This window comes from Pseudomonas sp. FG1, from assembly GCF_034313875.1.
Taxonomy (GTDB): Bacteria; Pseudomonadota; Gammaproteobacteria; order Pseudomonadales; family Pseudomonadaceae; genus Aquipseudomonas; species Aquipseudomonas veronii.
Window position 1 is genome coordinate 3,359,507 of record NZ_JAVIWP010000001.1, and the last position, 26,238, is coordinate 3,385,744.

The 26,238-nt window shown below is 59.6% G+C and carries 25 protein-coding genes and 4 pseudogenes; 16 read left to right on the top strand and 13 right to left on the bottom strand.

The genetic code is table 11. The features are described 5' to 3' along the window. Positions 1 to 172 precede the first annotated feature (172 nt). Positions 173 to 754 (top strand): hypothetical protein, encoded by a 582-nt coding sequence (locus RGV59_RS15630; RefSeq protein WP_020300901.1) that lies wholly within the window; start codon positions 173 to 175, stop codon positions 752 to 754. A 20-nt stretch (positions 755 to 774) separates the two neighbouring features. Here the strand turns inward: RGV59_RS15630 and RGV59_RS15635 are convergent, their stop codons facing one another. From RGV59_RS15635 to RGV59_RS15670, 8 genes and pseudogenes are all read right to left on the bottom strand, one after another. Beyond that, positions 775 to 1,506, bottom strand: a complete 732-nt coding sequence (locus RGV59_RS15635; RefSeq protein WP_126586987.1) for a TIGR03747 family integrating conjugative element membrane protein — start codon at positions 1,504 to 1,506, stop codon at positions 775 to 777. 90 nt (positions 1,507 to 1,596) lie between these two features. Beyond that, positions 1,597 to 3,702, bottom strand: coding sequence for a type IV conjugative transfer system coupling protein TraD (gene traD / locus RGV59_RS15640; RefSeq protein ID WP_126586989.1), 2,106 nt, complete (start codon positions 3,700 to 3,702; stop codon positions 1,597 to 1,599). A 9-nt stretch (positions 3,703 to 3,711) separates the two neighbouring features. Beyond that, positions 3,712 to 4,227 carry an integrating conjugative element protein gene (locus RGV59_RS15645; RefSeq protein WP_126586992.1) on the bottom strand — a complete coding sequence of 172 codons (516 nt, stop codon included), beginning with the start codon at positions 4,225 to 4,227 and terminating at the stop codon, positions 3,712 to 3,714. Continuing rightward, entirely contained in the window at positions 4,224 to 4,772 is a 549-nt protein-coding gene (locus RGV59_RS15650) for a lytic transglycosylase (protein WP_126586994.1), read from the bottom strand. The genes RGV59_RS15645 and RGV59_RS15650 overlap by 4 nt, the downstream gene beginning before the upstream one ends. Next, positions 4,754 to 5,467: a TIGR03759 family integrating conjugative element protein gene (locus RGV59_RS15655; protein WP_126586996.1), complete on the bottom strand. Its 714-nt coding sequence runs from the start codon at positions 5,465 to 5,467 to the stop codon at positions 4,754 to 4,756. Before RGV59_RS15655 ends, RGV59_RS15650 begins: the two co-directional genes overlap by 19 nt. A 9-nt stretch (positions 5,468 to 5,476) precedes the next feature. Further along, entirely contained in the window at positions 5,477 to 6,157 is a 681-nt protein-coding gene (locus RGV59_RS15660; protein ID WP_126586998.1) for a chemotaxis protein, read from the bottom strand. Further along, on the bottom strand, positions 6,154 to 6,681 hold the full coding sequence (locus tag RGV59_RS15665) for a PilL N-terminal domain-containing protein (RefSeq protein ID WP_126587000.1): 528 nt from the start codon (positions 6,679 to 6,681) through the stop codon (positions 6,154 to 6,156). Before RGV59_RS15665 ends, RGV59_RS15660 begins: the two co-directional genes overlap by 4 nt. A gap of 106 nt (positions 6,682 to 6,787) precedes the next feature. Continuing rightward, a pseudogene (locus RGV59_RS15670) lies at positions 6,788 to 6,934 on the bottom strand (ABC transporter substrate-binding protein); the annotation flags it as partial. Between RGV59_RS15670 and RGV59_RS15675 the strand changes: the two are divergent. The 5 genes and pseudogenes from RGV59_RS15675 (at position 6,882) to RGV59_RS15695 (ending at position 10,879) form a co-directional block, all read left to right on the top strand. Next, positions 6,882 to 8,024, top strand: coding sequence for an MFS transporter (locus RGV59_RS15675; protein WP_260473903.1), 1,143 nt, complete (start codon positions 6,882 to 6,884; stop codon positions 8,022 to 8,024). The pseudogene RGV59_RS15670 and the gene RGV59_RS15675 sit on opposite strands and share 53 nt — an antisense overlap. A gap of 17 nt (positions 8,025 to 8,041) precedes the next feature. Continuing rightward, positions 8,042 to 9,313: pseudogene (locus RGV59_RS15680) on the top strand (TonB-dependent receptor plug domain-containing protein); the annotation flags it as partial. 146 nt (positions 9,314 to 9,459) lie between these two features. Continuing rightward, positions 9,460 to 9,901, top strand: a pseudogene (locus RGV59_RS15685) (MotA/TolQ/ExbB proton channel family protein); the annotation flags it as partial. A gap of 1 nt (position 9,902) precedes the next feature. Beyond that, positions 9,903 to 10,304, top strand: coding sequence for an ExbD/TolR family protein (locus tag RGV59_RS15690; protein ID WP_126587004.1), 402 nt, complete (start codon positions 9,903 to 9,905; stop codon positions 10,302 to 10,304). A 227-nt stretch (positions 10,305 to 10,531) separates the two neighbouring features. Next, positions 10,532 to 10,879 carry an MFS transporter gene (locus RGV59_RS15695; protein WP_260473904.1) on the top strand — a complete coding sequence of 116 codons (348 nt, stop codon included), beginning with the start codon at positions 10,532 to 10,534 and terminating at the stop codon, positions 10,877 to 10,879. 191 nt (positions 10,880 to 11,070) lie between these two features. Here the strand turns inward: RGV59_RS15695 and RGV59_RS15700 are convergent, their stop codons facing one another. After that, positions 11,071 to 11,970: a LysR substrate-binding domain-containing protein gene (locus RGV59_RS15700; RefSeq protein ID WP_126587006.1), complete on the bottom strand. Its 900-nt coding sequence runs from the start codon at positions 11,968 to 11,970 to the stop codon at positions 11,071 to 11,073. Between the two features lie 207 nt (positions 11,971 to 12,177). On the opposite strand from RGV59_RS15700, the gene RGV59_RS15705 reads away from it, so the two are divergent. The 10 genes and pseudogenes from RGV59_RS15705 to RGV59_RS15750 all read left to right on the top strand — a co-directional run bounded on the left by RGV59_RS15705 (position 12,178) and on the right by RGV59_RS15750 (position 21,959). Beyond that, entirely contained in the window at positions 12,178 to 13,125 is a 948-nt protein-coding gene (locus RGV59_RS15705) for a branched-chain amino acid ABC transporter permease (protein ID WP_126587008.1), read from the top strand. Continuing rightward, positions 13,122 to 14,225 carry an ABC transporter permease subunit gene (locus RGV59_RS15710; RefSeq protein WP_126587011.1) on the top strand — a complete coding sequence of 368 codons (1,104 nt, stop codon included), beginning with the start codon at positions 13,122 to 13,124 and terminating at the stop codon, positions 14,223 to 14,225. The genes RGV59_RS15705 and RGV59_RS15710 overlap by 4 nt, the downstream gene beginning before the upstream one ends. Further along, positions 14,222 to 14,995, top strand: coding sequence for an ABC transporter ATP-binding protein (locus RGV59_RS15715; RefSeq protein ID WP_126587013.1), 774 nt, complete (start codon positions 14,222 to 14,224; stop codon positions 14,993 to 14,995). Before RGV59_RS15710 ends, RGV59_RS15715 begins: the two co-directional genes overlap by 4 nt. Continuing rightward, positions 14,988 to 15,704, top strand: a complete 717-nt coding sequence (locus RGV59_RS15720; RefSeq protein ID WP_126587015.1) for an ABC transporter ATP-binding protein — start codon at positions 14,988 to 14,990, stop codon at positions 15,702 to 15,704. Before RGV59_RS15715 ends, RGV59_RS15720 begins: the two co-directional genes overlap by 8 nt. Positions 15,705 to 15,789: 85 nt before the next feature. Next, a complete protein-coding gene (locus RGV59_RS15725) occupies positions 15,790 to 16,941 on the top strand; it encodes a branched-chain amino acid ABC transporter substrate-binding protein (RefSeq protein ID WP_126587017.1) in 1,152 nt (383 codons plus the stop codon). 65 nt (positions 16,942 to 17,006) lie between these two features. Continuing rightward, on the top strand, positions 17,007 to 17,510 hold the full coding sequence (locus tag RGV59_RS15730) for an L-2-amino-thiazoline-4-carboxylic acid hydrolase (protein ID WP_126587019.1): 504 nt from the start codon (positions 17,007 to 17,009) through the stop codon (positions 17,508 to 17,510). Then, positions 17,507 to 18,742 (top strand): Zn-dependent hydrolase, encoded by a 1,236-nt coding sequence (locus RGV59_RS15735; RefSeq protein WP_126587021.1) that lies wholly within the window; start codon positions 17,507 to 17,509, stop codon positions 18,740 to 18,742. The genes RGV59_RS15730 and RGV59_RS15735 overlap by 4 nt, the downstream gene beginning before the upstream one ends. A 165-nt stretch (positions 18,743 to 18,907) precedes the next feature. Then, positions 18,908 to 20,232: pseudogene (locus RGV59_RS15740) on the top strand (LLM class flavin-dependent oxidoreductase). Between the two features lie 104 nt (positions 20,233 to 20,336). Continuing rightward, positions 20,337 to 21,119 (top strand): HAD-IIB family hydrolase, encoded by a 783-nt coding sequence (locus RGV59_RS15745; RefSeq protein WP_126587023.1) that lies wholly within the window; start codon positions 20,337 to 20,339, stop codon positions 21,117 to 21,119. 216 nt (positions 21,120 to 21,335) lie between these two features. Then, entirely contained in the window at positions 21,336 to 21,959 is a 624-nt protein-coding gene (locus tag RGV59_RS15750) for a LysE family translocator (RefSeq protein WP_126587025.1), read from the top strand. Positions 21,960 to 22,008: 49 nt separating this feature from the next. On the opposite strand, the gene RGV59_RS15755 is transcribed toward RGV59_RS15750, so the two are convergent. The 4 genes from RGV59_RS15755 to RGV59_RS15770 form a co-directional block, all read right to left on the bottom strand. Then, a complete protein-coding gene (locus tag RGV59_RS15755) occupies positions 22,009 to 22,743 on the bottom strand; it encodes a UTRA domain-containing protein (protein WP_126587027.1) in 735 nt (244 codons plus the stop codon). 81 nt (positions 22,744 to 22,824) lie between these two features. Beyond that, complete coding sequence (locus RGV59_RS15760) at positions 22,825 to 24,198, bottom strand: LLM class flavin-dependent oxidoreductase (protein ID WP_126587028.1); 1,374 nt, start codon at positions 24,196 to 24,198, stop codon at positions 22,825 to 22,827. Between the two features lie 482 nt (positions 24,199 to 24,680). Beyond that, complete coding sequence (locus RGV59_RS15765; protein WP_126587030.1) at positions 24,681 to 25,460, bottom strand: ABC transporter ATP-binding protein; 780 nt, start codon at positions 25,458 to 25,460, stop codon at positions 24,681 to 24,683. 11 nt (positions 25,461 to 25,471) lie between these two features. Beyond that, positions 25,472 to 26,233 (bottom strand): ABC transporter permease, encoded by a 762-nt coding sequence (locus tag RGV59_RS15770; RefSeq protein ID WP_126587032.1) that lies wholly within the window; start codon positions 26,231 to 26,233, stop codon positions 25,472 to 25,474. Between the last annotated feature and the right edge of the window lie 5 nt (positions 26,234 to 26,238).

The following is a 26,238-nucleotide window of genomic DNA, read 5'->3' on the forward strand; positions in this document are numbered from 1 at the left end:
CGTATCGAGAGCTACGAAACGCGGAAAAATGACACGATTGGACCGCAAGTACAGCATTGGTTACTCATGAAAAACGATTAGTAGCCGTTAACTTTTGATTCCGCTAACAGCATTGTTAGCGGGGCGCAGATAAGCGCGGACGAAATCAGTTAACGAAGAGTGATAGCAGAGAGTGAACATCCAACAAGCAATTCGGCGGTACCGTATTCGACAGGCCGTGGGCTTCTCCTTGATGGTCTTCGGGGGGCTATTTTATTTGGTTTCATCGTTGATTTTTCTGCACCATCAAGCAGAGACTCTCGCGAGCACAAAATTTTTTGGGCATTTGGGAGGGGTTGTGCAAAATTTAGTAGCCGATGTTTACCAGGTCACATCACCCTACATCGGTTTTGTATGGGAGCACGCGCCTACCCTCAGCCAGGAAAACCCGCTCAGCTATGGAAATTTGCTGTTTTTCGGTTTGCTGGGTGTGATGATTATTGGAAAGCAAATTCTCCTTTCCGCTAGCCAACTCAAGAGGCGTGTTCAGGTTCAATTCGAACGTCTTGAGGAAGCTCAGTGGCGCAACTCGATGCAAAATGGAGCAGCCACCCAAGTCAACGCAAATCAGATCGGGCAGATCAATTTTTATCAGCAGTCTATGCCGCCGTCCCCTAGCGGTGATTGGTGGCAGCGGCCGTTGGGTATTGTTGGTTTGTCTATTATTGGCGGTTATGTCGTCGCGATTTTGGCTAAATTCACCGGAATGGTTTAACACGTCAGCGTTACATTTTATTAAATGTATTTTTTAAACGTCGCCGCGGTGATGGCTGTCGTTATTCCGAGCATCATCGCGCAAGGCAAAAAGACGGCCATAGGATTGAGCGAAAAGGGCAGGGACAGATACATGATCCAGGGTACGAGCAGCAGGGGTATCACTGCTCGTTTAGCTCGGTGATAGACAAAACTGCTTTCTCGCCCGGCTCCAAACTTGCGCAGGTCGCGGCGCATCAAACCATCGACAAAACCCGTGAACATGGCCAGCAAAAACAATGGCGTGGCCAGGGCCAGAATGGTCAGGCGCACCACGAAGGTAAAGGTCACATAGACCGCCGCCAGCACGAAAGCCTCAATGCTCACGTAGAGCTGGTTGATCCAGCTCCAGAAGCCGTTGCCCTGGCTCGACACCCGCGCCTGCCGGGCAAAATCCGCAAAGCCAGTCTTGACCAGCAGCCACTGATTGAGGAGCTCCAGCCACTGGACAATTGTTTTCCCAGGCTGTTGGATGAGAAGTGAAGCTTTGAAGTGCTCGCTGAGCCAGCCCAACTCACTGGTTAGCATAGCCTGACTATGCCGCCAGCCCTGATCACCCCAGAACAGTAGCAGCCCGGCGAACTCGATGAGGATCGAGAACAGCAACGAGGCAATCAGCAAACCGATGATGCGCAGGACTAGGCTGATCGCCGAGATGATCAATCCCGGACGCTGGATCGGTTGTGGCGGCGTGTTCTGGGTGGAAGTCGCCATAGTTCACCCCATTGCGCGCTGCAGAGTTGATGTGGGCAATACGTCTCCTGGATCGTTTTCTGCTGAATCGAAACCTGTTGTGGGGTAGGGCTACCCCACCTGATCCAGATCGAAGTTGGTAGTTGGGCCGCCACCGCTTGCGCTCCACCATTGCCCCGCCTGCGCGTTATAGGCCGCCCGCATCCGTTGAGTGAGTTCCTGTAGGTCCTTGGGCATGGCGTCGACGTTGGAGGGTTTTGGCAACGGCATGCGGACTTTCCAGAGCTGCCCACCGGCCTGGAAGGAGAACATTTGCCCCTTGGGCAAACTGACGATATGAGCAGGCTCGATCAGCGGCACACTGGTGCTGCTGACACGGTCCTGGGAGGACGAGGTGAAGTCCGTGTTGGCGTCCGGATCGGATGTGTCCGTCGCACCCGACATCAGGGTCTTGGTCAGCACGTTAACCTTGGGTAACTGCTGGGTGAGCAGTTCAGCGGTGGCGGTTTCGCGCACGCGGAGCATCTGCAGGGTGTTGAAGTTGCCAATCACCTGGCCAGCTTTGGCGCGGTTGCCGATACGTGCTTCGATATCGCTGAGGGTCTGGGTGTAGGCGGTTACCTGGATACCGGCGCCGCCACCCTTGTTGATCAGGGGGATGAACTCATCGCCCATCAATTCGTTGAACTCATCAGCGTGCAGGTTTATCGGCAGCTTGTCACTGCTGCTGCCTGATGGGGGCAGGCCGTGGTCAATGCCATGTTTGTAGATATGGCCCGCGACCGAGACCAAATCAGCGAACATGGAGTTGCCCACAGCGGCTGCGACTTCGGCGTCGGTCAGCGCATCCAGGCCGACGTAAACGATGCCGCGTTTGCGAATGATCTGCATCCAGTCGAAGATTGGTCGCGGGTCATCTAGGTCGGTGTAGTTGGGGGCCAGCAGTTGGGCGGTCTTGCCGGTGGTGAGTTTCTCCAGCAGCGGCAGCAGCGAAGCAACGATTTTGTCGAAGTAGGTGCGGTCGTAACGTACTGCCGAGCGCAGTCCATCCAGCACCGGATCGAATACCCGTTTCACCGCCAGGTACTGTTCGATGGCCACCACACGCTTTTCGCGTCCCACCATATGCCGGGGAATGTTCTTCTCAGTGAGTTTGCCTTCCAATTGGACGATCACTTCCCAGGCTTTCGGATCGGTCTTGGCGAAAAACTGCTGAGCGTATTCGATGAACAGCGCGTCTATATTGACCACATGTCGCTGGATCTGCAGGTAGTCTGGGCGCCGGCCTAGCTCGATCAGCGCTCGGGCGATGATGTTGACGAAGCGCCAGGCAAACTCGCGAAACGCGGCAGAATTGCCTTCACCGCTGAGTTGCCCGGCGATGCGCGAGGCCACCTCAGAGATACGCCCAAAGCGTCCTACGGCGTTGTAGCGCGCCGAAATCTCTGGCCAGCCCAGATGAAACACATAGAACTCTTTTTCCCGGCCGGCCCGCCGGGCTTCGACGTACATGCGTTTGAGCAGGTCGGCATCGCCCTTCGGGTCGAAGACGATCACCACCTCAGGTTTGACGCGGTGGATGTCCTGGGTGATGTACACCTCGGCCAGACGGGTTTTACCGACGCGGGTAGTGCCCAGCACCAGGGTGTGTCCGACCCGTTCGCCCAGCGGCAGACTGACTTCCGTTTCGTCGGGCTCGACCCCATGCAACAGCGGCGAGCCACCTACCGGGGGTAAAGGGCGCAACGGATTGAAGGCGCTGTCCCAGGCAGTGACACGGGCCAGTGTCGAAAGCGGAAACGGTGCATGTTCCAGGCGACGTTCGAGTCCGCGTGCCAGCCGGTAGTGGGTCGGTTGGTCGACATAGTGGGCGACAGCCGGATCCTGGGCCTCGACCAAGCGCTGGGTGTGCAGGCGGGTCCAGCGAAAGCCACGGCCTATGAACAGACGCTTGCGGCTGACCGGAATCTGCCGACTGGTCAGCTCGTAGCGGGGCAGCCGACGGATATTGCGCCGATAGCGCAGCACCTCCCAGGCTTGTCGCAGCCGGATCAGGCCGAACAGGGCATAGGCCAGCGCTGCAACCAGACCGATCTCGGGTGACAGGGCCACAGCCCAGGGCGAGTACATGCACAACACCGCGGCGGCGATGCAGATCGCTACGGTGTACAGCTCCACCGCTGGCCGGAGATTGGACTCCATCGCATGCTCGGCCATGACCTGGACTCACTGGTCCAGTGAGGTGGCGGTGATCAAGACGGGGTAGTGCTCAATCTGCAGGCGGGTGGCGATGTCGTTGCCGTTGACCGGCAAGATGGTGATGCCCGGAGCGGCTGCTCGAATTCGGGCCAGGGCTTCAGTATCGGCCACTTCGACGGCGAGGCCAGCCGCGCCTATTTCCTGCAGTTCAGCCGCACGGTGACGCAACCAAGCCAGTGATTGGGGATCGTCACCGACCAGGAAAAATGGCTGCAAGCCAGGCATGCTCAGGGAGCGAGGCGTGATCTGGCCGGGGCTCAAGTGAGAGCTGTGGACGGGCAGTATCCAGGCTTCATCGGCAAACGTGGACAGGTCCGCATGCATGGCCCGATCAGGCTGGGTCTTGTTGTTTATTGGCGGTCTGGAAACTTGAAAATGGGGCCGGGTGAAGTCGCTAGGCTGATCCCTAGCTACGGTCAGTTCCGGCTGGGCGAAAGGTGCCAAGAGCAGGATGAGATAGCAGGTAAGGGATATTCGCTTCATGGTGGTGTGCCTTGTTCGAAGGAAACCAGCAACCGTTCGAGTTGCCGGGAAAAACCTGCGCGGTAACGCGCGGCAGGTATACCTCCCGCCGGGCGGTGATAGCGCCCGGCAGCCAATACCCAATCACCAGTGGCGGCGTGATGCTCCTGCAACAGCGCGGCGGTCACCGCGAGATTTCGGTAGGGGTCGAGGGCTTCACAAGGGCTGGAAAAACGTTGCCTGTGATAACCCAGGTTGGTTTGCCCGAGTCCGGCATCGACCCGCTTGGCGTTTTGTCGGGCTAGCGCCTGAAGCAAGGCGTGACAGGCGGCCTGGCGAGTGGCGAAGCGGTAGGGTATTCCGGCGATGTTCAGGGTCCACGGCCAGGGCAGCAGTCGACCCCGGACGCGGGTACCACTCTCCTGCAGGGCAATCGCGAACAGCACCGTCGAAGGGATGTCGGCGTCATGCGCCGCCAGTTGGTAGGCCGGAGGCGGCAGTTCGTCAGCCTGGACGGCGAGTATCGTTAGCAGGAGCGCAATACCGCTCAGTCGAGGCGTTGCCATTGTCCATTCACCTGTTGAAATGTGGCAGGCAATGGCTCCGGGGCACCCAGGCTGAACCAGCGACCACGGTCATGGTTCAGGGTGATCTGCCGGCGTTGCACTTTGGCCGGATCGATGTCCGCTTGCCGAGCCCAACTACGGACGCGCTCATCGTCGTCTTGGCTGCCCACCAGGTAGATATCGAATGCCGTGTCACTGCTTTGCAGACGCTGCGCTTCGGCGGTGCACGCCGGGCAGTGGTCCTCCACAAACAGGGCCAGGCGCGGCACGACCGATGAGTTGGCAGGGGATGCCATGCCCTGGATAGGCAGCAGCCCGGGAAATAGTTTGGCCCAGGCAGCGGTGTAAGCGTTTTGGTAGGCCAATTCGCGCTCGGCGCGTTTGGCTTCCAGCGCTACCTGTAATTCGGCATAGTGCTGGCGCTCTTGGTCGGCCTCGGCCTCGACCCCGAGTGTGGTCAACGGATCGAGGTTCGGGCTCCAGAAACCGCGTGGGCCGGCTTGGATCTGTTCGAAACGCGTCCACTCCTGCTCCGTCAAACCCCAGCTCGCAGCCTGTTCAGAGTGAGAGCGCCCCAGGGGTGCGGACTGCGTGTCCTGGATCCTTGACTGTGTCGTGGCGGGGTTACCCATCGCAGCGCCCGTGGCCAGTAGCGAAACGAGACAGACGACGGCGGGCAGTAGCGCTCTATTCATGATCGCTTCTCAAGGGAGTTGCACGGTCTGGTCTGGCTGAGCGGCTACCGCGAAGATGGCTGAGTTCGGCGCCAGCACTTTCAGGTGCCAGGCTCCGATCTGCTCGCCGCTATGCAGCAACCGAACATCGATAAGAGAGCGACTGTCATGAGGTGCGACCGCCAGAAAGCGCTCACCACCACGGGACTCGACACTCAACACTGAGAACGGTGGCGAGGGTGGCGAGAGCGGGACGGGCTTGGGGCGAGCGGTCTTTTTCGGTTTGGTAGCAGAAGGCGTCGGCGGTGGGAGGAATGGCTTTGTCCTGAGGTCCAGGAGCTGCTGCTCGACCTGCTCAAGGCGTGCGCGCAGCGCTGTCATGTCTGTCTCGGTGGCACGGTCTGCCAGACCATCGTGCAGTTCCTGTATCTCTTGCGCCCACTGATCCAGCTTCGGATCGAGGGTATTGGCCTGTTGCTCACTAGTATCGACCATCTGCTTCAGGTCTTTCAGCGCGTACTGCAGCTTCTCTTGTGCATCCTTGAGGGCGTTTGCATCACGTTGCAGGGTGTCCAGGGTTTGTTGGTATTGCGTGTTCGTGCTCTGCAGTTCGGCCACGCGTTGATACTGGTTATACAAACCACCGCTCAGGCTGGCGACCGCCAGGCAAAGCAGCCCCATGATGAGGGTTTGAAACGTTGAGGCCTTCATGGGCGTGCCTCCGGCTGATGGGGCGAGACGGGTGTGATCAGCGTGACGCTGGCATTAGTTTTCTGCTGTTCGAAGCAGACCGAACGGCCGACTTCATCGGTCGTGAGTTGCCAGGCGGGGCCAGCCAGCACTTGTAGCGCGCTGCGCAACGGGATTGGGCCAAGCCGGTAATGAGCTGCGGGTAGAGGCCGGGTAAACAGCATCTTCACCGACGCAGTAACGGGGCAGAGCGAATAGCCCGAGCGCTGCGAGACGTGCTGCAACGCCTCCTGCACCGAAGGGCTCAGGCTGGACGGGATGCTCACGTCAATGATTTGCGCCAGAAGATCGCGTTGTTCCGTGGTGGGTTCGGTGCTGACCAGCGTATAGCGGCCATAGCGGAGTTCTGCCGGATGATCCGTCGAGAACTGGGTCCGATTGGAGCTACTGTCGATTTCTGGATCGGTCGGCAATGTATTGGGGAATTGCGCGGTGCAGGCACTCAACAAACCCAGCAGGCAGACAGGCGTGAAAAAACGCTCCATGGAAATAACCTCATGTCAGATTCAGTGCAGAACCTGACATGAGGTGAAGGAGCGATTCAGTGAGAAAGGTGATTCAAGGTGGATCGTGTTAGAGCAGCACGCGTTGCTATTCATCGAAAATGGCGAGCCCACCCAAGACGGCAGCGTCGGGGTCGAAGATCAACAATCGCACATCCGCCAATGCCGCCAGATACAGTACGTTGATCAAGGCTTCCGGCGTACCGGCATCGAGTTGCTCTTGCCTCAGCGATGAGTTCAGCTGGGACCGCGCCCAGGTCGTGTTGCTGGTGACGCTGTTCGGTCTGGCGGTGGCGCTGAGCAGCCCGGTCAAAGGCTGGCTGATCGACCGCTGGGGGGCCAGGCGGTTGATGCTCGTAAGCACCGCGTTGCTGGCACCACTGCTGATGGGGTTGGCGATCATCGAAGAAGTCTGGCAGCTACGCGGTTTGTTTTTGCTGCTGGGTATCGTTGCACCGGGGAATATGCCCTACGGCAAGATTTTGGGCGGTTGGTTTGTGCAGCGACGTGGCATGGCCTATGGATTGTTGGGGCTGGGATTTGGCATCGGCGGTCCGTTCGGGTTGTGGGTGGGCCATGTGTGCATCGAGGCATGGGGGTGGCGTACCACTTACTTAGTGTATGGCGTTCTGGAGGGCGGGGTGGCGTTGCCATTGTTATGGTGGTTGTTTCGCGAGCGTGCAGTCCCCGCCGTCCAGCAAGCCGCGCCTGCGGTGGAGCCGGGCATGTCCGAGTTCGAAGCCTGGCGAACGCCAACGTTCTGGTTGCTGCTGATCAACCAAGTGCTGACGGTATTTGTGGTGTCGGGCGTGATGACGCACGGGGTACCAATGCTCATAGAACGTGAACTGACTCGGGGTCAGGCTGCTACGGTGCTGTCGGCGTTGTCGATCGGCATGGTGGTGTCCCAGCCACTGATGGGGGGCTTGATGGACCGCTTCCAGACGCCCAGGGTCGCGCTACCCTTTGCGTTGATCGCCGTACTCGGCATGCTGATATTCGAGTCTGCGAACGGCTTTGCCGGCTTGTGGCTCTCGATATTCTTGATCGGCCTGGGTGGCGGTGGCGAAAGTGGTACGACCAAATACTTCATCGCACGCTACTTCGGTTTGCGTCGTTTCAGTGTGATCTATGGGGCGGTGCAGCCGTTCACGTTTGCCCTTTCGATCAGCCTCGGTGCCTGGCTGATTGGCGCGCTGTATGACCAGACCGGCTCTTATGAGTTGGCTGAGTGGACGTTACTTGGTGCGTTTCTGCTAGCGACATTAATCCTGCTTGGATTCCGACCGTATCCATCGCCATACCTTACAGCCTGCGTGGTCTGAATAGCTCCAACGTGCTGGTGCTGGTCAATGGCAAACGCCGCCACAACAGTGCGGTGGTCAACCTCGACTCCACGGCAGCCTACCGCACCAACCCGGTCGATCTGGACATGATCTCGATCAGCGCCATCGACCATATCGAGGTGCTGCGAGACGGCGCCTCGGCGCAGTACGGTTCGGACTCCATCGCCGGGGTAATTAATATCATCCTCAAGCAGAACGACAATGGCGGCTCGGTCAGCACCTCCTTCGGCGAGTACACGAAAGGTGACGGTGGCACCATCCAGCAGACCCTGAACAAAGGCCTGGCGTTGCCCAACGACGGCTTCTTCAACTTCTCCCTGGATGCCAAGTCACAACAGACCGCCGTGCGCGCCCGCGATGCCACCGGCTCGTTCTACTACCGGCAACCCGACGGCTCCGCCGACCCGCGAGAGGCCACTGCCGACAAGTCCGTGCAGAAAAACGGCCTGCCGAAAATCAAGGCACTGGGGGTGGCCTACAACGCCGAATTGCCCCTGGATGATGTGACCCTCTACTCGTTCTCGACCTTGACCAAACGCGATGCGCGGGGCGGGCAGAATTTTCGTCGGCCCAATTCCACCAACATCATCCCCGAGATCTACCCGGACGGCACGGCGCCGTTCTACACCCTCGAGGAAACCGACTACCAGGTCGCTGGCGGCGCCAAGGGGTTGGTGGCCGACTGGAACTGGGACTTGAGTTCGACCTTTGGCCGCGACAAGGGACAGGCCGATGCCGACGAAACCCTCAATGCCTCCCTGGGGCCTTCGAGCCCGACACACGTCGACAGCTACACCAACTATTTTGACCAGTGGACCAACAACCTCGACCTGACCCGCGCGTTTGAAGTCGGACTGAGTAAACCGCTGCAAGTGTCCGCAGGTCTTGAGCATCGGCATGAACGCTACAAGACCGAGTCCGATGATCCGTTGTCGTTTATCAACGGCGGCTACATCTACCCCAGTGGTCCGTTGCGCGGCCAGCCCGCGGTGGTCGGCGCTCAGGGTGCCATCACACTTACGCCGGAAGATGCCGGCCAGGCCAGCCGCAACAGCTACGCGACGTATGTGGATGTCGGGCTCAACCCGACCGAGAAGTTCTATGTCTGCCTGGCCGGGCGCTTCGAGAGTTACGACGACAGCGCTGGCAACACCACCAGCGGCAAGTTGTCGCTGCGCTATGACTTCACGCCTGAGTTCGCCATTCGCGGTACCTTGAGCAACGGTTTCCGCGCACCGTCGTTGTCGCAATCGGTGTATGCCCAAACGGCCAACCAATACACTACCGTCAATAGCGTCCCGCAGTTCGTTGAAGCCAAATCAGTGCGTGTCGACTCACCGTTGGCCAAGGCACTGGGCGCTGAAGACCCGCGATTTAGGTCCCGGACGGCGCGCAGGCCACCGACCTCAGCTAGGCAATCAACCATCAGGACCGTCTTGAGCGTGCGCTGCGCCAGCAGATCGTGCGTTAGCGCCGTTCGCTGGAAACCGGGCTGGCGATCCTTGCCAGTATCGGCAGCACCTCGCCCTTCATCGGCCTGTTCGGCACGGTGTGGGGGATCATGTCGGCGTTGAGAGGCATCAGCGCGGCCGGTTCGGCCAGCCTGGAAATCGTGGCCGGGCCAATCGGTGCGGCGCTGGTCGCCACCGGCGTGGGCATCGCCGTCGCGGTGCCGGCGGTGCTGGTTTACATCTACTTCCTGCGACGCCTGAAACTGACCTCCGCCGACCTAGACGACTTCGCCCACTACTTCTACAGCCTGGCGCAGAAACATTCGTTCCGTGTGCTGCTGCACCCGGCGCAGAAAAAAATCCGGCGCCACCGCGACCGGGCAGAAAGTGAAGGAGGCGTCCTGAGATGGCCTTTTCCACACAAGACAGCGATGAAGTGCTGAGCGAGATCAACGTCACGCCACTGGTGGACGTGATGCTGGTGCTGCTGGTGGTGTTCATCGTCACCGCGCCACTGCTGACCAATGCGATCCCGATCAACCTGCCGAAGACCGAATCGGTGGCGCCGGTGGAGCAGAAAGATCCGCTGGTGGTGAGCATCGACGACAAGGGCAAGGTGTTCATCAACAAGGATGAAATTCAGGCGGACCTGCTCGAATTCAAGCTGCAGGCGGCCAGGGCGAAAAATCCTGATGTGCGCGTGCAACTGCAGGCCGACAACTGGGTGAATTATGGGGAAGTGGCGCGGGCGATGGCCTCTGTCGAGCGGGCAGGGATTACCAAGTTGTCGGTGATCACGGCGAAGTAAGAAGCTTTAGAGTCGTGCCCGACGGGGGGGCATTAAGATCAGAGGCGCAAGATAGTGTACATCGGCGGCGTCCTGAGGATGTTCTACTCAAGGGGGCGCTCGATTATTCGTGCGAGCCAAGGAGTGCCGATGTCCCTGGAAACCTCGGCGGTGTCGTTTCTCGCCCCTACAGTCTAGCGACAGGTTACCTGCTGACGGCCGCCACTTTGCTGGTCTCGAGGTTCGGAGTGGGCGGGACGTTGCTACAATTTCCGATCGGCTGGATGGCTGACAGGAGCTCCTACAAAGCCGGGCAGTTAGTGTGTTGCCTGGTGTTGCTGGTGGGCACAGTGGCCATTCCGTTGAGCCAACCTTTTCCATGGTTGGCCACGCTGATGGTCTTTCTCCGGGGCGGCGCGATTGGCGGAATGAACACACTGGCGGTGATTGAGGCCGGAGATCGGGTCACCACGCATCAGGTGTCCACGGCCATGACAGCCATTGCCATGTTTTACACTTTGGGTAGTGTGTTGGGACCGGTGGCTACGGGAGTGACCATCTCCTTTGTCAGTGCCCATGGCATGATGATTGCGTAGGAGGCGTAGGTACTCTCTTCATTGCGCTGTTGGTTCTGAGAAAAAATCAAAGCGATTGAATCGAGGTCCGGCATACACCTTCGCATATTTCTCAACCATGTCTACGACCTTGCTTCGCGTGCGTCTGGTGCGGAGCGGATCTTCTTCCTGTACTGCTTTTGGCGGCTCTGTCAGCTAGCGGCGCCTGCTGCTCATCCTCTCACCAGGCTGCGCTTGATCCATTCATAAAGGTTGATGCCCTCTGTCGAAAGTTCACTGTTGGAGCGACGGCACAGGTAGTACTGACGGCCGTCATCGACCTCCAGATCAAACAGTTTCACCAGCTCGCCATTGGCAACGTGGGGCGCCACCAAGGGTTCGCGCAGCAGTGAGCAACCGAGGCCGGTGAGCGTTGCGGTCAGCGCCAGTTGACCGTCTTCGAGTAACAAACCATTGAGCGCAGTGGCGTGCCGAACTTCGGCGGCCTGGAACCATTGGCCCCAGGTGCCGCGTTCTTCGTCGTGCAGCAGTGGTAGTTCTCTCAGTGCCTGGGGAGAGTCGATAGGGCCATGCTGTTGAAGAAAGGCTCGACCGCAATACGGCGTGACCGCCCCTGAGATCAATGGCTCGCTGTGATAACCCGGCCAGTGCCCGGTGCCGAAACGGATCGACAGGTCTGCGGCATCGCTGGGGTAACTGCGGTGGTTGGCGTACGTGACATTGATGTCCAGCTCCGGATGGTCGCGCAGAAACTCCGCCAGGCGTGGAATGAACAGGTTGATCCCGAACAGCGGAATCAGGCTGATGGTGACCTGGCGCGTCGCGCTTTTCTCTCGCACATGCTCGGTGGCACTGCGCAGCACGGCGAAGGCCGAACGGATGGCGCGGTAATACTCGCGGCCTTCTTCGGTGAGGATCAGGTTGCGCCCCTGACGCACGGTCAAGGGTTGCTGAAGGAAACTTTCCAGCAGGTGCAACTGATGGCTTACCGCGGAGGGCGAAACATCCAGCTCGCGGGCGGCGGCATTCACCCCGCCGTGGCGGGCAAAAGCTTCAAAGGTGCGCACGGCACGCAGGGGAGGGTCATTAGCTAACTGTTCTATATAATTCATGTGTTGAATTAAATACTAATGTTGTTGGCAAATAAAGAGCTATAAATGCCGTATTAATGGCGTGTATGGCACTTTGTTGGTTTCGAATATGCATATGAATTTCTGATATTTGATAAAAATAGAATAAAGCCATAGTGTGCCGCGTTCTTGCTTTCCGGTCGGCGCACAGTGCAGTCCGACCCCTTATGTATGGGGTTGATGGTTTTCATGGATGCTTTTATCCAGCAACTGCTCAATGGCTTGATGTCGGGCAGTCTCTACGCGCTAGTGGCCTTGGGTTACACCATGGTCTACGGCATTTTGCGGATCATCAATTTTGCCCATGGCGATGTATTGATGATCGGCGCCATGGTCGGCCTGTCGGTTATTCGTCTGTTGCAGGCGACCTGGCCAGCGCTGCCCGCGGTTCTGGTGCTGGTGTTGGCAACCTTGATCGCCATGGCTTTTTGCGCCTTGCTGGCGGTGTTGATCGAGCGTGTCGCCTATCGACGTCTGCGCCATGCACCGCGTCTTGCACCGCTGATCAGTGGCATTGGAGTATCGCTGCTGCTGCAAACCGCCGCGATGCTGGTATGGACGCGTAATCCGCAGATGTTCCCGCAACTCCTCCCGCTGGAGCCGATCGAGGTCCTTCCCGGTGATTCTGGCCACGCGGCAGTCACTCACGCTACCGCGTTGACCACCATTGCCGTAGCGCTGGTTGTGATGCTGGCGCTGCTGGTGTTGGTGGAGCGCACCCGCTTTGGCCGGGCCATGCGCGCCGTTGCCGAGAATCCCCAGGTGGCCAGCCTGATGGGTATCAATCCAAACCGCATCATCGTGCTGACCTTCGCCATTGGCGGGGGGCTCGCCGCGCTGGCCGGCATCATGATGGCCAGCAACTACGGCAGCGCACATTTCTACATGGGTTTTTTGCCAGGCATCAAAGCCTTTACGGCCGCAGTACTGGGGGGGATCGGTAACCTCAAGGGCGCCATGCTCGGAGGCCTGCTATTGGGGCTGATCGAGGCTCTGGGTACCGGCTACCTGGGCACGGCCACAGGTGGTGTCTTCGGCAGCAACTATCAGGACGTGTTCGCCTTTATCGTGTTGATTGCGGTGTTGGTGTTCCGTCCTTCGGGGATTCTGGGCGAACGACTGGCGATCCGCGCATGACGCTCTCTACTGCGGTTGCGACCCCCTCCAGCAAGCGTGCCCACTTTGGTCTGCTGCTGTTCACCCTGGCTCTGGTGCTGGCGCCGTGGATTGTCGGCCACGCGGGCGGCAACACCTGGGTCAGAACCCTGGATTTCGCTTTGCTGTACATCATGCTGGCCTTGGGGCTGAACATAGTCGTCGGGTATGCCGGCCTGTTGGACATGGGCTTTATCGCCTTCTATGCCGTGGGTGCTTACCTGGCGGCGTTGCTGTCCTCGCCGCATCTGTTGCTGCAGTTCCCGGCCCTGGCTGCGCTGCTGCCCGTAGGAATGCACACGTCCATCTGGATGATCCTGCCTTTGGCGGCACTGCTGGCGGCCGGCTGCGGCGTGGTGCTGGGAGCGCCGACCTTGCGCTTGCGCGGCGACTACCTTGCCATCGTCACCCTGGGCTTTGGCGAAATCATCCGCATCCTGCTGCGCAACCTCGACCGGCCGGTCAACCTCACCAACGGTCCTAAAGGCATTGCTCAGGTGGATCCGGTGCAAGTGCTGGGGGTCAACCTGGCCCGTACCCAGGAGTTGTTCGGGCTGCGGCTGCCCTCGGTCTATCTGTATTACTACCTGTTTGCGGCGTTGGTGTTGCTGATCCTGTTCGCCTGTATTCGCCTTGAGCGTTCGCGGATCGGTCGCGCCTGGATGGCAATTCGTGAAGACGAGGAGGCCGCCCAAGCCATGGGCCTCAATACCCGGCGTCTGAAGCTTCTGGCGTTTGCCATAGGTGCCGCGTTTGGTGGTGTGAGCGGCGCGTTGTTCGCCTCGTTCCAGGGCTTTGTCTCTCCGGAGTCCTTCTCGCTCAATGAGTCCATTGCCGTGCTGGCCATGGTAGTACTCGGTGGCATGGGCCATATCCCCGGAGTGATTCTTGGCTGTGTGCTGCTAGCGGCCCTGCCCGAAGCGTTGCGAGCCAGCATGGGCCCGTTGCAACAGGCGCTGTTCGGTCAGGTGCTGATAGACCCGGAAATCATCCGGCAGTTGTTTTACGGGCTGGCGCTGATCCTGGCGATGCTCTATCGACCCGCCGGCTTGTGGCCTGCGCAGTCCGGAGGTGCCCGATGAGCGGCCCTTTGTTGCAGATCAATCAAGTGAACAAACACTTTGGTGGTGTTGCCGCGCTGAGTGATGTCAGCCTGAGCATCCAGCCTGGCGAAATCTATGGGTTGATCGGCCCGAATGGCGCGGGCAAGACCACCTTTTTCAATGTTATGACCGGGTTCTACACGCCGGACTCCGGCCGCTTCCAGCTGGACGGCAAGACCTACCGGCCAACTTCGGTGTTCCAGGTAGCCCAGGCCGGCATCGCCCGGACCTTTCAGAACATTCGCCTGTTCAACACCATGAGCGCCTTGGAGAACGTGATGGTCGGGCGCCATGTGCGCACCCGAAACGGTCTTTGGGCGGCCTTGAGCCGTCATCGTCGGGCCCGCGAGGAAGAAGCGCAGACCCGTGAGTGGGCCTATCACCTGTTGGATTACGTGGGCATGGCCGGCTTCGCCGATTACCGCGCCGACTCCTTGTCCTACGGCCATCAACGACGCCTGGAAATTGCCCGGGCCCTGGCCACCGAGCCGCGTTTGTTGGCCCTCGACGAGCCGGCGGCGGGGATGAACGCCAGCGAGAAAGTTCAGTTGCGCAGTCTGCTGGAAAAAATTCGCGACGACGGCCACACCCTGTTGCTGATCGAGCATGACGTCAAACTGGTGATGGGCGTCTGCGACCGCATCAGCGTGCTGGATTACGGCCGGGTGATCGCCCAAGGCGCGCCGGACGAAGTGCGGCGTCACCCGGCGGTTATTCAAGCCTACCTGGGAGCCAGCGCGGATGTCTGAGCCACTGTTGAACATCGACGGTTTGAAGGTGCGTTACGGCGCCATCGAGGCGGTCAAGTCCGTGGACCTGCAGATCGCCGAGGGTGAGCGCGTGACGCTGATCGGCGCTAACGGCGCGGGCAAGACGTCCAGCCTCAAGGCCCTGACCGGGCTGTTGCCGGCCGCGGCGGGGCAGATCCACTTTGCCGGACGTTCGATCCTTGGCCTGGCGCCCAATGAACTTCTACGCCGGGGCATTGCGATGGTCCCGGAAGGGCGCGGCATCTTCGCCCGCATGAGTGTGCTGGAGAACCTTCAGGCGGGGGCCTTCCTGCGTCGTGATCAGCAGCAGGTGAACCGCGAGATCCGCCAGTTGTTCGAGCACTTTCCACGGTTGGAAGAACGCTTGCAGCAGTCCGCCGGATTGCTGTCCGGCGGCGAGCAGCAAATGCTCGCCCTGGCCCGCGCGTTGCTATCCCGGCCGCGCCTGCTGGTGCTGGACGAACCCTCCATGGGGCTGGCACCGATCATGGTGGAGAAACTGTTTCAGGTGATCGATGACGTCTGCCGCCAGGGTATGACCCTGCTGCTGGTGGAGCAGAACGCCCGACTGGCGCTGCAGGTCACCGACCGTGCCTACGTGATGGATACCGGACGCATCAGCCTGAGCGGTGCCTCGCGCGACTTGCTCGACGATCCTGAGGTGCGCGCCGCTTACCTCGGGGAATGAATTAACCACTGACGCTACCGGACGCCCGGCGTGTTCCGACAAGCCCGTTCAGGCCATTTAGGCCTGTGAGATACAGGAAATACCGATGAAAACTTCTGCCCCCTTCAAACGCGTCGTGCTGCTCGGCTTGGCGCTTGGCAGCCTGGCCAGTGCAGTGGCTCAGGCCGACCAACAAATCCTGATCGGCCTCGCTGGCCCCCTGACCGGCCCTTCGGCGCGGATCGGCAAGGACCTGGAAAACGGCGCGCAACTGGCCATCGACAAGGCCAACGCCCAGCACCCGAAAATCCATGGCGAAGCGGTGAGCTTCAAACTTGTCTCCGAAGACGATCAGTCCGATCCACGCACCGCGGTCTCGGTTGCCCAGCGTCTGGTGGATGCAGGCGTGGTCGGCGTCGTCGGTCACTGGAACACCGGCACCAGCATTCCGGCGGCGCGGGTCTACCACGACGCAGGGATTGCTCAGGTAGCACCGGTCGCCACTGGCCATGCCTACACTCAGCAGGGTTTTGACACCAGCTTCCGGATCATGGGGCACGACGATGACGGTGGTCAGGTTGCGGGCGACTACGCGCTGAAAACCCTCAAGGCCCGCCGCATCGCCGTGATCGATGACCGCACCGCATTCGGTCAGGGGCTGGCGGACCAGTTCGTCAAGTCCATCGAGGCCGGAGGTGCCAAGGTCGTGGCCCGTGAGTACGTGGACGACAAGACCATCGATTTCAGCGCGGTACTGACCAATATCCGCAGTCAGAATCCTGACCTGATTTTCTTCGGTGGCGTCGATTCTCAGGCCGCGCCTCTTGCCCGGCGGATCAAGCAGTTGGGGATCAAGGCACCGTTGATGGGCGCCGGCGGCTTTGTCAGCCAGACGTTTCTGCAACTGGCGCAGAACGAAGGTGAGGGCGTGATCGCTCTCGAACCAGGGCTGGCGGTGGCGCAGATGCCTGGCGGCAAGGCTTTCGACCAGGCCTACCAACAACGCTTCAAGGCACCGATCGAGCTGCATGCACCGTTTGCCTACGACGGCGTCGGCGTGTTGATCGCGGCCATCGAAAAGGCCGATTCGACCGACCCGCAAAAGTACCTGCCGGTACTGCGCACTATCAGTTACCCAGGGGTGACCGGAACCATTGCATTTGATGCCCAGGGTAACCTGCAAAACCCGACCTTCACCGTGTACCAGGTCAAGGCCAACCAGTGGCTGCCGGTGAGTGTGGCGGGCGGCGCTAAATAACCAGGCTAAATCTGCGGACGAACCGGTGGGTTCGTCCGCTTCCGTGGAGCTGATGGAGGCACACAATGAGCAAACTCGAAGGTGAACTGGGCATCCTCGCCCGGCGGCGGATTGAAGCCGAAATCATCAAGCCGATCTACGACATCCTGGTGCGCGAGCACGGCAAGCAACATGCCGCCGCGGTGATCGGCGAGGCGGTGGGCAATGCCGCGATCAAGGCTGGAAAACATTTCGCCGCCCTGGAAGAAAAGGGCGCAGACCTCGAAAGTTTCGTCGAGCTACAGATCCTCTGGGAGCAGGACGATGCGCTGAAAGTCGAGATCATCGCCAGTGACGCCGAACACTATGACTACGACGTCAAACGCTGCCGCTATGCCGAGATGTACCACGAGATGGGCCTCGGCGAGATCGGTCACCTGCTGTCGTGCAACCGCGACGAACTGTTTATCGTCGGCTACAACCCGGACATCGAACTGACCCGTACCCAGACCATCATGGGCGGAGCGCCACGCTGCGACTTCCGCTACCGGGCTAAGCCCCAGGACAAACCTCAGGAGCCACGTTCATGAGCGTCCTGGCGCGAGTCAATGGCGAGCGCCTCTGGGACTCGCTGATGGAGATGGCGCAGATCGGTGCCACCGCCAAGGGTGGTGTGTCGCGGCTGGCGCTGAGTGACGAGGACCGTCGTGGCCGAGACCTGTTCGTGGTCTGGGCCGAAGCGGCCGGTTGCAGCATACGGGTCGATGCCATGGGCAATATCTTTGCCCGACGCGCCGGACGCAATGACCAGTTAGCACCGGTGTTGACCGGCTCCCACGGCGACTCCCAACCGGCAGGCGGCAAGTTCGACGGCATCTACGGCGTACTGGCGGGACTGGAAGTGCTGCGCACTTTGAATGACCTTGGGATCGAGACCGAACGGCCCATCGAAGTTGTTAACTGGACCAATGAAGAAGGCTCGCGGTTTGCCCCGGCGATGATCGCTTCCGGTGTCTATGCCGGGGTGTTTGACTTGGAATACGGCCTGTCGCGGACCGATGCCGAGGGCATCAGCATCGGTCAGGCGCTGGAGCAGATTGGCTATGCTGGCGCGCATCCGGTGGGCGGCCAAGCGGTGCATGCGGCCTTTGAACTGCATATCGAACAGGGCCCGATTCTCGAAGCTCAGGACCTCACCATCGGTGTAGTCACCGGGGCTCAAGGCCAGCGCTGGTATGAAGTCGAACTGATCGGCCGAAGCGCCCACGCCGGTACTACGCCGATGGATCACCGACTGGATGCCTTGCTCGGTTTCGCCCGGGTGGTGGAGGCGGTCAATCAGTTGGGCCTGGAACAGGGGGCCGAGGGCCGTGCCACCGTGGGCATGGCGAACGTCTTTCCCAACTCACGCAACGTGGTGCCCGGACGGGTGTTCTTCAGCGTCGAGTTTCGTCACCCGGATGAGGCGGTGCTGGCTCGGCAGGATGTGCAGTTGCGCGAGGTGGTGGAGCGGATTGCAGGGCAGATGGGTTTGCAACACAACGTCAAACAGATCTTCCAGTACGCGCCGATTGCCTTCGACAGTGGCTGCGTAGAGGTCGTGCGTGCGTCCTGCGAAGCCCTGGGTTACAGCTATCGGCCGATGATTTCCGGCGCCGGGCATGATGCCTGCTACCTGAACCGTGTGGCCCCGACTGCGATGATCTTCGTGCCTTGCGTGGACGGCCTCAGCCATAACGAAGCCGAGGAGATTAATCCCCACTGGGCCACTGCCGGAGCCGATGTGCTGTTGATTTCGATGCTGGCCAAGGCTGGTGTCTGACCGTCAGCGGGGTAATTTCGTCCGTGCCGTGGTTGTCGAGGGCCCAGGTAGTGCTGCACCGAATTACGACTCTCGACCATACGGCATAAGTCAGCACGTTTGATTATTGGACAGGGACAGTTCGCCCGGTCGATGCTGGGAATCCTCTTGATTACGGAGTTCTTCATGAGTATTCGACGCCAACTCAAACTTGGCGCCTTCATGCGTCCGGTCAGCATCCACACCGGCGCTTGGCGTTATCCCGGCGCTTATGGTGACGCCAACTTCAACTTTGCTCATCTCAAGCGTTTTGCTCAAACACTGGAGCGTGCTCGCTTCGATGCGTTCTTCATGGCCGATCATCTGGCCTTGCTCAATATGCCCATCGAAGCGTTGAAGCGCAGCCATACCGCCACCTCGTTCGAACCCTTCACCTTGTTGTCTGCACTCAGTCAGGCGACCGACCACATCGGGCTGGTGGCGACGGCCTCGACCACCTACGACGAACCGTTTCATATCGCCCGGCGTTTTGCCTCGCTTGATCATCTGAGTAACGGTCGTGCAGGTTGGAATATTGTCACTACGGCTAACCCTGATGCGGCGTTGAACTTTGGCCTGGAGCAGGCATTTTCCCATGATGAGCGTTATGCGCGCGCGCGGGAGTTTTACGATGTGGTGACCGGGCTTTGGGACAGTTGGGCGGATGATGCATTTATTCGCGATGCCGACAGCGGCGTCTACTTCGACCCGGACAAGCTGCATACACTCGATCATCAAGGCCGATATCTGAACGTTCGCGGACCGTTGCATATTGCCCGTCCGGTGCAGGGCTGGCCGGTGATCGTTCAGGCCGGCTCTTCAGAGCCCGGGCGCCAGTTGGCCGCCAAAACAGCTGAAGTGATTTTCGTTGCTCCGGGCACGCTGGAGGAGGGCCGAGCGTTCTATGCAGACATCAAGCGCCGCATGCGGGAAATAGGTCGACACCCCGAACACTTGAAGATTCTTCCTGGCGCCTTTGTGGTGGTGGGCGATACGAAGGAGGACGCCCGGCGAATCCGCGCGCACCTCGACAGCCTTGTGCATTACCAGAGTGCGATAGCTTCTCTGTCCATTGCCCTGGGAACAGATGCCACGAAATTTGATCCCGACCAGTTTCTGCCGTCGATACCTGAAACCAACGGCAGCCAAAGCGCCCGTGAACGGGTGCTGGCGCTGGCTGATCGTGAGCAACTGACGGTACGTCAACTGGCTCAGCGCCTTGGTGGCTACGCTGGCCTTTCGTTCGTGGGGACGGCCCAGAGCATTGCCGATGAGATGCAACAATGGCTGGAGACTGAAGGCAGCGATGGCTCAACATCATGTTTTCGTGGCTGCCGGGAGGGCTCGATGATTTCGTGGCCAAGGTCGTTCCCGAGTTGCAACGACGTGGCATTTTTCGGCGCGAGTATGAAGGATCGACCTTGCGCGAAAACCTTGGATTACCTCGTCCGGCGAATCGGTTCTTTACCTAGACGTGATGATCTGTGTGTTTTCAGGCACATCGACGTTTCGCGTCAACTCGTTCGCCCTGTAATTTTTTGCCATTCTGACCCTTTCAAAGAAAATGAGAACTTCCATGCAACCGTTGTTCACCGCCGCTGATTCCGAGTTTGATAGTGTTCGTTTCGTCCTCACCGACATGGACGAGACCCTGACTTACCAAGGCCGCTTGGCGGCCGCTACGTACACTGCGCTTGAGCGTTTGCAAGCGTATGGCATCCGCGTTATTCCGGTCACGGCAGCACCCGCCGGGTGGTGCGATCAAATGGCTCGGATGTGGCCAGTTGACGGAGTGATCGGGGAAAATGGAGGGCTGTTTTTCCAGCGCGCAGTCGGTGGGCATGAGTTGCGGCGGCACTTCTGGCACTCCGAAACCGAGGAAGGCAGGGTATCGAGTCGCCTGCAGGCCATCGCTCGACAGGTTCAAGCCAGGGTGCCCGAAGCGACACTGGCCAGCGATCAGCCGTTCAGGTTAACGAGCGTGGCCTTTTCCCTGCCGGAGCACTCCGAGACTCGGCAGGCGATAGTGGAAACGTTGGAAGAAGCAGGAGCCGACGTCACTGTCAACAATTTGTGGGTCCTGGGTTGGCTTGGCGGCTATGACAAGCTGAGTATGTCGAGGCGTATTCTGGCTGAGGTTTATGACCTGGATATCAACGAGAATCGAGATGCGGTTCTGTATTCCGGCGACTCGACTAACGACGCACCTATGTTCGATTTCTTCCGTCACACAGTGGGTGTGAGTACCGTGCGCAAATACTTGTCACAGCTATCCACACCACCCGCCTGGATCACTCAAGGGCCAGGTGGGGTTGGGTTTGTCGAGCTCGTGGATAAACTGCTCGCGTCCCGCCACTAGTCCGTTTAGTGACCGAGTGTATTTTCCGCAGTACGTCGACTATTACTTCGGCCTTGACGCCCAGGCAAAGGCGCGGCTGGACAAGCAGACCATTCTGACGGCGTTGGTAAACAACCTGGGTACGCCCGCAGTCCAGGAGTCAGAGGAACATTCGATCGCTTGATAAGGACAGCAGCTCGGCCAGTGCGGGCTGCTTTTTTAGAATTAGGAGGATTCATGTTTACAGCGGCACTGATTTACCTCATGGCGGTCGTCAGCCCCGGCCCGAACTTCATTATTGTCAGCCGTTTTTCATCACTCAACTCGGTGACCGCCGGTTTCGGCGCTACATTGGGGATCTGCACTGTGGGGGTAATGTTTTCAACCCTGTCGCTGCTGGGACTTGCCGCGCTGCTGGCGCAATACCCCGGTTTTTCCGATGTCGCCACACTGTGCGGTTCCGCGTATTTGCTGTACATCGCCTATGTGATTATCAAGAGCGTGTTTCAGAAGGGCGCGGGCGGCAACAGCAGCGCTCCTCAGGTAATCGGGGGATTCTTCGAAGGTTACAAAGTGGGGGTAATCACCAATATCAGCAACATGAAAACCATTGCCTTCATGGTCAGTATCTATGCCGGTTTCCTGTCTTCGCCTCGTACCTCCACCGATAAGATTCTGGTGGTGCTATTGTGTTCGACGCTGGAGTTGATCTGGTATTCAACGGTGGCCTTGCTGTTCGGACAAGGTCGGGTCAAGGCGCTGTTTTTGAAATACACGCGCCAGATCGACATGGGGCTGGCTGTCTTCCTGGTGGGGTTTTCGTTGAACAATGCGATCCCCGTCTTCATCGGCAGCCGCTGAAGGTGGCCTTATGCAGTGGAAGGACATTGGCTATGACTGGCTTGTCAAGTCAGGTCGTCCCGGGATAACGGGTCTCCATCACGATCGACAGTGCGTCGGGGCGCCAGAATTCCTGGTCGAACTCCACGGCCTGGTCCTCTTCGCCGAAATTCAGGCGCTCCAGGTAGACGCTGGTCGAGCCTGGGGAAAGTTGCAGCAGTTCCGCCTGATCCTCGTTGACGGTGCCGATGTGCATCTCCAGCTCGCAGCGCGATTGCACTCTCGAAAAGCGCTCGCGCAGGACCCGAGTCAGGGAGGTGTTCAAGTCAGCGTCGAGCAGGCCCGGACACCAGCTCGCCAGCAGTGCGTTGAACTCCAGCAGCACCGGGCGCCGATCAATCCAGCGTCGACGTTGGAGGAAAAATACTGGCTCATCTTCCGAACTCAGGCTCATGCGCCTGGCCAGCCAGGCGCCGGCAGGGCGCAGTTCGGCCTGTAGGCATTCGGTGCGCGGTGTACGTCCCTGGCCACTGACGTAGTCCATGAAGCCGCTGATCCGCGTGGGGTCGTATCGGATGCGCTGTGGGCTGACGAACCAGCCCCGGCGATTTTCCCGATATACCAGGCCCTCGGCTTCCAGTTGCTGCAGGGCCTGGCGCAAGGTGACGCGGGTGCAGCCGAAGCGTTCGATCATGTCCCGCTCGGAGGGGAATTTCTCGTCGGCCTGGGGTACACCGGCGGCGATGTCATTGGCGATCTGTTCGCGGATACGCTGGTAGTGCGGGGAAATCGGGTCGAAAGGCATCCTGGGGTTCCGTGTGCGGGCATGACGTGGGGGTGACTCTACCGTTCCTGTTTGCGCAGGTCACCTAGTCCCACGCAGGCTTCAGGCAAAGCGGAACGAAGCGCCATGGGCCGAGCTTGGCAGGCGATCGATGCCATCAGCGCTGAGGCGCGAGCGCAGTGTGCCGCTTTGTGCGTTGGTGCGGTACAGCCCGCGTTTTTGCAGGGCCGGGATCACCAGTTCGACGAAGTCATTCAACGAACCTGGGCTGATCAGCGGGTTGAGCATGTAGCCGCTGGTACCGGAGATTCGTGCGTGCTCCTCGATCTTTTCTGCGATCTGCTCCGGGGTGCCTACCAGAATCAGATCGCTACCTCGGGTGACATTCGCAAAGCGTTGGCGCACCTCACCTGCGGTCAACGGTTTGCCGCTGCCATCGGGTCGCATCACGTAAGAGGTCATGCCTTCGGTGTGGGTCGACAGCGCTTCGTTGTCGGCGTAGCGGTTGATGTCGATGCCGGTGTCGCCGGCATAGCTCACCAACTGTGCTTGCAGGTGATAGTTGCTTTGCAGGGTGTCGTACTTTTTCTGTGCCTCGATGGCGGTGGGAGCGGTGACGATACGCAGCACGGTCAGCGACTTCACATCGGCGGCCTGACGTCCACGGGCTTCGGCCTGGCGCCAGATATCTTCAAGGCCCTGGCGGATATCCAGCGGGTTGGACTTGGCGATAAACACCAGTTCCGCGTGCTTGGCCGCGAACTCCCGGCCGCGTGCCGACCAGCCGGCCTGGATCAGCAACGGCGTGCGCTGTGGCGATGGCGAGCTGAGGTGCGGGCCGGCGACGCGGTAATGTTCACCCGCGTGCTGGATCGGGCGCACCCGCGCGCCATTGGCGTAGGTCTGCGAGAGTTTGTCGGCAACCACGGCGTCATCGGCCCAGCTGCCTTCCCAGAGCTTGTAGACCACCTCCAGGAACTCTTCGGCGCGCTCGTAGCGGTCATCGTGCTTGATCATCTGCTCCAGGCCGAAATTGCGCGCGGCGCTGGACAGGTACGAGGTGACGATGTTCCAGCCGATGCGCCCATCGGACAAATGATCCAGCGTACTGAAGCGTCGGGCGTGGGTGAACGGGTGCTCGTAGCTGGTGGTGACGGTGACGCCAAACGCGAGTTTTTCGGTGAGGGCCACCAGCGCCGGAATAATCGTCAGCGGGTCGTTGGCGGGGGCTTCGACGGCCCATTTCAATGCCATCGCTTCAGAGCCGCCAAATACGTCGTAAAAGCCCAGCACATCGCCGAAGAACATCAAGTCCAGGTTAGCTTCATCCGCTGTGCGGGCCAGGTTCGACCAATATTTGAGGGTGTTGATATTCAGCCGTTCATCGGCCGGGTGGGTCCACAGGCTGGGCGCGCCGCCGCAGCCGACACTGGCTTGTTCATAAAGGCCGAATAACAGCGGTGTTGGGTCGGACATGGTGCTTCCTGCGGGTAAAGAATCGGGTGATACGCGGGGCAGGTCTGCTGCATAAGAACAGCCAGGCGTTTGGTTATATTTAAACGCGATAAATGTTTTGCGTTTAATGATATTAAATGCTGTAAACCGACATTTTGGTTATATGCTCCTGCTGCTGGAGGTCACGTTGCCAGGCGCGCAAACCACAGGCCGCCAACACCTCGGCAACCCCCTGCGCGATTGCCATATGCGCATCATGACCGCGAGCGTGCATCACCCCGACGTCCTGGCCTCTGCTACAAAAGTCAGCGCCTTCGTCTTTGCTGCGCGCTGTAGAGACGTAGGGCAATCCGGTTTGCTCACGTGCTGGCCCATGCCGTCCCAGTCATCCAGAAGCGTAATGCCCACAGTGTCGGCGGGCAGCATGAGAATATCGACAGCTAAGGTTATGCTCGCGTTCTCCGACTTACGGGATCGGAAGGCGCGGCCTGTGAGCGGCAGGTTCAATGCCCTACCAATTCTTCCAGCAAGTGTTCCTTGTACCCCTGTAGCACCGACGACGTCCGGTCCCTCGGATGGGGCAGGTCTACCAGGATTTCATGCTTGATCCGACCCGGATGTGCGTCCATCACGATCACTCGGTCTCCCAGGTATAACGCCTCTTCAATGTCGTGAGTGACCATAATCACCGTGCAACGCTGCTGTACCCAAATGCGTTGCAACTCGCGTTGCAGGTGTACGCGGGTCAGGGCATCGAGGGCGCCTAGGGGTTCGTCCAGTAGCAACACTTTGGGTTTGTTGATCAGCGCTCTGGCGATTGCGGCACGCTGTGCCATGCCGCCTGAGAGCTGATGGGGGTAGGCATTTTCAAATCCTTCAAGGTTCACCAGCGTGATGTGTTCTGCTACCTGACGGTCTTTCTCCGCGTGGGGCAGCTTGTGGTTTTTTAGGGCCACGGCGATGTTCTGGCTAACGGTCATCCACGGGAACAGGCGGTGGTCCTGGAACACGATGCCGCGTTCCAGGCTGGTGGCGGCGATTCGTTTGCCGTCTAGCAGAATGTCACCTTCGTATTCGGCTTCCAGTCCGACAATCAGCCGCAGCAAGGTAGATTTGCCGCAGCCGCTGGCGCCGACAATGCTAACAAACTCGCCAGGACGCACGTCGAGGTGGATATCCTGCAACACTCGTAGTGAACGACCCTCGATCCGGTAAGCCTTGTTCAGTCCGCGAATCTGCAGCGCACCGGTTTGCACGTAAATAGGGGACGCGATTGCATTCATATCAGGGCCTTTCAACGAAGGTTGCGCCAGCGCAACAGGTGGCGGCTCATAAGAGTGAGCGACAGTGTCATCAGGTAGCCGAGCAAGCCGATGCACAGCACGCTGAGTAGGATTACCTCCATGCGCGAGCCGGCCTCGGCGTTCATCATCAGGTTGCCCAGCCCGGCCCCGGAGGACAGGAACAACTCGCTACCGATGGCAGTAACCCAGGCGAATGCCAGCGCGTGCAGCACGCCGGTGGCGATACTCGGCAACGCCGCCGGCAGCAGGACCTGCGTGAATTGCTGGACAGGGGTCAGTACCAGCACCTGGCCGACGTCACGATAGCGGCGCTCCACATGGCTGAAACCCTGGTAGGTGTTGAGCACCATCGGGTAGAACGCAGCAAGGGTGACGATTAATACTTTGGAAAACTCGCCATTGCCGAACCACATCGCAATCAGTGGAATCCAGCCCAGCATCGGTACCTGACGAATCGAATGGAACAGCGGCCCGAGCAAGCGGTTGGCGACGCTGGACAGTGCCATCAGCACCCCCAGCGTCACGCCAAACACGATGCCCAGTACCAAGCCACTGCAGGTACGAGTCAGACTCGCCAGCAGGTTGACCAATAGTTCACCGTTGCCGAGCATTTCCAGCAACGCCGAGCCGATCGCCGATAACGGCACGAAGGCATAGGCGCCGGCAGCGTCCTGGCGTGAGGCGTATTCCCAGGCAAGAACCAGCAGCAGTGGCAGCAGCAGTCCTCGAGATTTTTTCAGTAAGGGCAGCATGTGAG

What these genes read in the sequence shown, in the direction of transcription:
- RGV59_RS15635 (WP_126586987.1), bottom strand. Translation starts at nt 1,506, where the DNA reads ATGGCGACTTCCACCCAGAACACGCCGCCACAACCGATCCAGCGTCCG.
- traD (WP_126586989.1), bottom strand. Translation starts at nt 3,702, where the DNA reads ATGGCCGAGCATGCGATGGAGTCCAATCTCCGGCCAGCGGTGGAGCTG.
- RGV59_RS15645 (WP_126586992.1), bottom strand. Translation starts at nt 4,227, where the DNA reads ATGAAGCGAATATCCCTTACCTGCTATCTCATCCTGCTCTTGGCACCT.
- RGV59_RS15650 (WP_126586994.1), bottom strand. Translation starts at nt 4,772, where the DNA reads ATGGCAACGCCTCGACTGAGCGGTATTGCGCTCCTGCTAACGATACTC.
- RGV59_RS15655 (WP_126586996.1), bottom strand. Translation starts at nt 5,467, where the DNA reads ATGAATAGAGCGCTACTGCCCGCCGTCGTCTGTCTCGTTTCGCTACTG.
- RGV59_RS15660 (WP_126586998.1), bottom strand. Translation starts at nt 6,157, where the DNA reads ATGAAGGCCTCAACGTTTCAAACCCTCATCATGGGGCTGCTTTGCCTG.
- RGV59_RS15665 (WP_126587000.1), bottom strand. Translation starts at nt 6,681, where the DNA reads ATGGAGCGTTTTTTCACGCCTGTCTGCCTGCTGGGTTTGTTGAGTGCC.
- RGV59_RS15690 (WP_126587004.1), top strand. Translation starts at nt 9,903, where the DNA reads ATGGCCTTTTCCACACAAGACAGCGATGAAGTGCTGAGCGAGATCAAC.
- RGV59_RS15700 (WP_126587006.1), bottom strand. Translation starts at nt 11,970, where the DNA reads ATGAATTATATAGAACAGTTAGCTAATGACCCTCCCCTGCGTGCCGTG.
- RGV59_RS15705 (WP_126587008.1), top strand. Translation starts at nt 12,178, where the DNA reads ATGGATGCTTTTATCCAGCAACTGCTCAATGGCTTGATGTCGGGCAGT.
- RGV59_RS15710 (WP_126587011.1), top strand. Translation starts at nt 13,122, where the DNA reads ATGACGCTCTCTACTGCGGTTGCGACCCCCTCCAGCAAGCGTGCCCAC.
- RGV59_RS15715 (WP_126587013.1), top strand. Translation starts at nt 14,222, where the DNA reads ATGAGCGGCCCTTTGTTGCAGATCAATCAAGTGAACAAACACTTTGGT.
- RGV59_RS15720 (WP_126587015.1), top strand. Translation starts at nt 14,988, where the DNA reads ATGTCTGAGCCACTGTTGAACATCGACGGTTTGAAGGTGCGTTACGGC.
- RGV59_RS15725 (WP_126587017.1), top strand. Translation starts at nt 15,790, where the DNA reads ATGAAAACTTCTGCCCCCTTCAAACGCGTCGTGCTGCTCGGCTTGGCG.
- RGV59_RS15730 (WP_126587019.1), top strand. Translation starts at nt 17,007, where the DNA reads ATGAGCAAACTCGAAGGTGAACTGGGCATCCTCGCCCGGCGGCGGATT.
- RGV59_RS15735 (WP_126587021.1), top strand. Translation starts at nt 17,507, where the DNA reads ATGAGCGTCCTGGCGCGAGTCAATGGCGAGCGCCTCTGGGACTCGCTG.
- RGV59_RS15745 (WP_126587023.1), top strand. Translation starts at nt 20,337, where the DNA reads ATGCAACCGTTGTTCACCGCCGCTGATTCCGAGTTTGATAGTGTTCGT.
- RGV59_RS15750 (WP_126587025.1), top strand. Translation starts at nt 21,336, where the DNA reads ATGTTTACAGCGGCACTGATTTACCTCATGGCGGTCGTCAGCCCCGGC.
- RGV59_RS15755 (WP_126587027.1), bottom strand. Translation starts at nt 22,743, where the DNA reads ATGCCTTTCGACCCGATTTCCCCGCACTACCAGCGTATCCGCGAACAG.
- RGV59_RS15760 (WP_126587028.1), bottom strand. Translation starts at nt 24,198, where the DNA reads ATGTCCGACCCAACACCGCTGTTATTCGGCCTTTATGAACAAGCCAGT.
- RGV59_RS15765 (WP_126587030.1), bottom strand. Translation starts at nt 25,460, where the DNA reads ATGAATGCAATCGCGTCCCCTATTTACGTGCAAACCGGTGCGCTGCAG.
- RGV59_RS15770 (WP_126587032.1), bottom strand. Translation starts at nt 26,233, where the DNA reads ATGCTGCCCTTACTGAAAAAATCTCGAGGACTGCTGCTGCCACTGCTG.